Genomic DNA, 4073 nt, shown 5'->3' with positions numbered 1-4073 from the left:
GTCCAGCTTGACCAGGTGGTCGACGGCCTTGCGCCCAAGTCGATGGTCCTGGGCGAATTCTCGCGCCCACAGCACGAAGGCGGCGTCCAAGTCGATGAGCGTGTTGTCCAGGTCGAAGAGTGCCAGTTGCTGCACGATGATCGATCCTAGGCGAAGCCGGCAACGCCGTGCGGTGCCGAATGCCTTCAATGCTTCTGTTACCTTCGACGCCTTTGGGTCCTCCACGGACCGGTGACGGAACAGACTATGGCCAAATCGCCTGCGCCACTACACTGAAGAAGCACTGCATCGTTCACCCTCGGTGAGGCCGCCGATTCGGAATGATCGTCGACGACTGCCGGCACGACGCATTGGCCTGCCACCTCAAGCCGAAACAGCAGTCCGACATGCGTACGGCCCTAGACCGGATTCGACAAATATTGTGAGTTGACGACATTATGGGTCGAAGGTCTGCGTGACAGGGCCCAGAATAGCGGCCTCCCACACCTCGACGGAGCCGTCGGCCAGGACTGCAGTTAGTAATTTATCATCGAACGACAGGGCAAGAACCGAGCTCGCATGACCGCCGCTTGATGATTGCTTCAGCAGTTCGGGCTTGACCCGATCACGGATCTGGACCGCACCGTCGACAAAGCCGATAGCGAAACTATTCTTCACCTGTGGATCAAGTGCCAGTGCAGTGATCTGGCCGTGACCCTTGATTCTTGTGGCGAGCAGAGGCTTGTCTAATTTAGTACGATCCCAAATTTGAACGGTCCCATCGATACTGGCAGAGACAAGCGTATTTGGCGTGGTCGCATCTAGGGCAAGCGCGGTGAGAGCGCCGTGGCCAGTCACCCCCACGGCTGACGAGAGTCTTAGTTTCGCCGAGTCCCATACCTCCAGTGCGCCGTTTTCCCTTCCGACTACGAGGGTATTTTTCGCGGTAGGGTCAAACGCGACAGCGGTGACCGCACCTTGCCCGGAGACCTCTCGAACTGGCTTGCTAAGGTCTGTTGCGTCCCAAATTTGTAGTCCTCCGTCACCGAGACCTGTTGCGAGGGTATTGAGTGTCATCTTGTCGATTGCTAACGCTCGAACAGTGCTGACCTCGCCGGGATTCCCACTTCGCAAGGGGACGCGAGAGCGACCTATTTGCCATTCAGCCAGCGTACCACTAATGGATATTGCGTCGAAGATCTTGGGGTGGTTCGGATCCAGAGTGGCTAACCTGTGGACGGATGATCCTAGGATTGCAGGAGAGCCGCTGGCCGAGCGCGATGGAGATGACAGCGGAACCGATGGTGGCCTTGCCGCGTCGAGCTTTCTCTGGTATTTCGTCGAACCGAAGAGATAGCCACCGAACGCGGCTGAAATCACGACGAGCAACACGATCACCCCGCCAAGGGTAGCCCGACGACGCCGTCTAGTTAGGATTGCAATCACCACGACTAGGGCCACAATCCCGGTCGAGATGAACAGAGTCGCGAGGCCGCCTCCGGTGCTGGACTGAATAAATTGAAACACCGCAGCTACAGCACCCACAACCACGGAAAGAGTTGTCAGAGTGGCGATTTCAGCTGCTGTCAGCCGCCACCGCGAAGACGGCTGCGCGTTCACTGCTTTCCCATTTGGGTCAGACATCATCGCGGTGGTCCAATCGACGAGTAACCCATGCATATCTCCGGAACAGAGGCATTCCGCATCAGTCACTAGATCGCACGGGCTACGGATCACATATTTCTAGCTCTTACTGCGATTGAAGGCGATGGCGTTGATTGCCTTATGGCCACCTGGCAGGGCGCGGATGAGACGTTTGCTATGACCGTCCCAGATACGAGTGATCCCGTCAGCCCCGGCAGTGACCAGAGTGTCGCCCTTTGGATTGAAGGCGACGGCGTTGATTGCCTTATGGCCACCTGGCAGGGCGCGGATGAGACGTTTGCTATGACCGTCCCAGATACGAGTGATCCCGTCAGCCCCGGCAGTGACCAGAGTGTCGCCCTTTGGATTGAAGGCGACGGCGTTGATTGCCTTATGGCCACCTGGCAGGGCGCGGATGAGACGTTTGCTATGACCGTCCCAGATACGAGTGATCCCGTCAGCCCCGGCAGTGACCAGAGTGTCGCCCTTTGGATTGAAGGCGACGGCGTTGATTGCCTTATGGCCACCTGGCAGGGCGCGGATGAGACGTTTGCTATGACCATCCCAGATACGAGCGATCCCGTCAGCCCCGGCAGTGACCAGAGTGTCGCCAGGAGCGATTACGCTGGCCATCAGTCGATAGTCAGACCGCTCACCGACCATCGGCGCTGGTTCGCCCCACCGTGACGTTACGAGTATGGAAGCTAGTAGAGTGCCTGTGAGAACAAGCGCACCACAACGAATCGTTGCTAACGGAGCTAAGCGTTTCGCCGTAGCGTGGGGCGGCTCGATTTTGAATGCATTCTTAGAGGGAATATTCATGAATCCAGCCCTTTCGGGGAGTTCGCAATATTGTTGCGCGCGCATCCTGTGACTCGACATCTCCATCAGTCTGCCACACTATTTGTCTTTTGGTGACGATCCCGCATGATTATGTAATGAATGTTTCGGATGTTACCGGATCCGCAATTGTGCCATATGGGCTATTTGTACTCACTTGCCAGGCTTGAGATGAAGCTTTCATGGACTATTCGCCCATCGCATCGACTGTCACCATCAGAGCTCAGGCAGTTTGCGCAGATATAGCCTATTAGCGACTACCGGACCAAAAATTGGCATTTGTGGCCTATAGCATGATTCTCAATGGTATCGGCCAGCACTAACTCTCGTTACAACCTTTAGTGGGTGCTTGAGGGCGGCTCTCCCTCGTACCGTGGACCTGCGTTCCGCGTGATTCGGCTGACTGGAGTCGCGAATCTGGGTGTGACCTGTGCGGACATGGGTGAGAGCGCCTGAGAGGCGTTTCTCTAGGCATTGATGTTCGTGCTGGTCAGCGGGGTGTGGGTTCGAGCGCGATGATCTGCTTTGGTGCGGGATGTTGAGCTTGGCCAATAGGTCGGTCTGGGGCTTGGTGAGGGCAGTGACCTGCCGGAACAGGCCAGTGAGGCCGGTGAACGCGCCGAGGTAGAGCCGGTCGAGCTCGCGGCGGACGGTCGACCAGGTGGCGTCGCTGGTGGTCTCGGTGATGCGGATCAGCAGCAAGGCGAGCCAGCAGAGGATGACATGCGCGCGAATGCGTTTCTCGAGCCGGTGATAGACGGGCCGAAGGTAGGAACACGGCCAGGCGGGCGGTGCGGGCGTCGGGCCAGTGGTGCGCGCCCTGCAGCGTCTCGCGTTTGAACTCGGCCGCCGCGTTGTCGGCGCCGGTGCCGACCGCTCCATGTGAGCGGTTGACGCCGAGCTGGTGACAGACCTGGGCGAACTCCCGCGAGCAGTACTGCGCCCCGCTGTCGCTGTGAAACACCGAGCCCTCTAGGCGGCCCCCCGGGTGTGCGCCGCAGCTTCAAGCGCGTCGGAGACGAGCTCGGTGCGCATGTGGTCGGCGATCGACCAGCCCGCCAGCCGGCGCGAGTGCAGATCCACGACCGTGGCCAGGTAGAGGAACCGCCCGTCGCCGACGGGCAGGTAGGTGATGTCGCCGACTTTGCGGGTGTTCGGCCGCTCGGCGGTGAAGTCGCGCTGGATCAGGTCCGGCACCGGTGTCGAGTCCGGTTCGGGGATGGTGGTGCAGACCTTCTTGCGCAGGCGCAGCCCGGCGATGCCGTGCTCGCGCATCACCCGTTCCACCCGCTTGTGGTTGACCTTCACCCCGGCCGCGCGCAGCTCGGCCGTCATCCGGGGCGAGCCGTAGGTGCCGTCATGCTCGGCGTAAATCCGTCGCATCCGCTCGGCCAATGGCGGCGGGCCAGTCGCGCCGCGGCGCCCTTCAGCCATCCGTAGAAGCCTGAGCGTGACACCTGCAGCCCCCGGCACAACCGCTTCAATCCTCCGCTGGCGAGGTCGGTGCCACAGCGTCTGGCGGCGATCTCGAATAGGCCGGTGTCGGGCTTGCGAATGCCCTCGACGCCCGACAACGCGTAGCCGTCGACGACATCGTCCAGTCCTGTCCG

General features: G+C 60.0%; 2 protein-coding genes and 2 pseudogenes. All 4 read right to left on the bottom strand.

Going from position 1 to position 4073, the window contains the following annotated elements; genetic code table 11:
• Positions 1–435 precede the first annotated feature (435 nt).
• Positions 436–1377 carry a WD40 repeat domain-containing protein gene (locus NYZ98_RS41120; RefSeq protein ID WP_262850966.1) on the bottom strand — a complete coding sequence of 314 codons (942 nt, stop codon included), beginning with the start codon at positions 1375–1377 and terminating at the stop codon, positions 436–438.
• 345 nt (positions 1378–1722) lie between these two features.
• On the bottom strand, positions 1723–2256 hold the full coding sequence (locus NYZ98_RS41115) for a WD40 repeat domain-containing protein (protein ID WP_262850964.1): 534 nt from the start codon (positions 2254–2256) through the stop codon (positions 1723–1725).
• 697 nt (positions 2257–2953) lie between these two features.
• A pseudogene (locus tag NYZ98_RS41730) lies at positions 2954–3231 on the bottom strand (IS1634 family transposase); the annotation flags it as partial.
• Positions 3194–3947: pseudogene (locus NYZ98_RS41110) on the bottom strand (IS3 family transposase); the annotation flags it as partial. The pseudogenes NYZ98_RS41730 and NYZ98_RS41110, both read right to left, overlap by 38 nt.
• Positions 3948–4073: the final 126 nt, after the last annotated feature.

The organism is Sphaerisporangium corydalis (assembly GCF_025506355.1).
Classification (GTDB): Bacteria; Actinomycetota; Actinomycetes; order Streptosporangiales; family Streptosporangiaceae; genus Sphaerisporangium; species Sphaerisporangium corydalis.
Note: the sequence above shows the minus strand (reverse complement) of the source record. Positions and strands in the feature narration are given on the sequence as shown.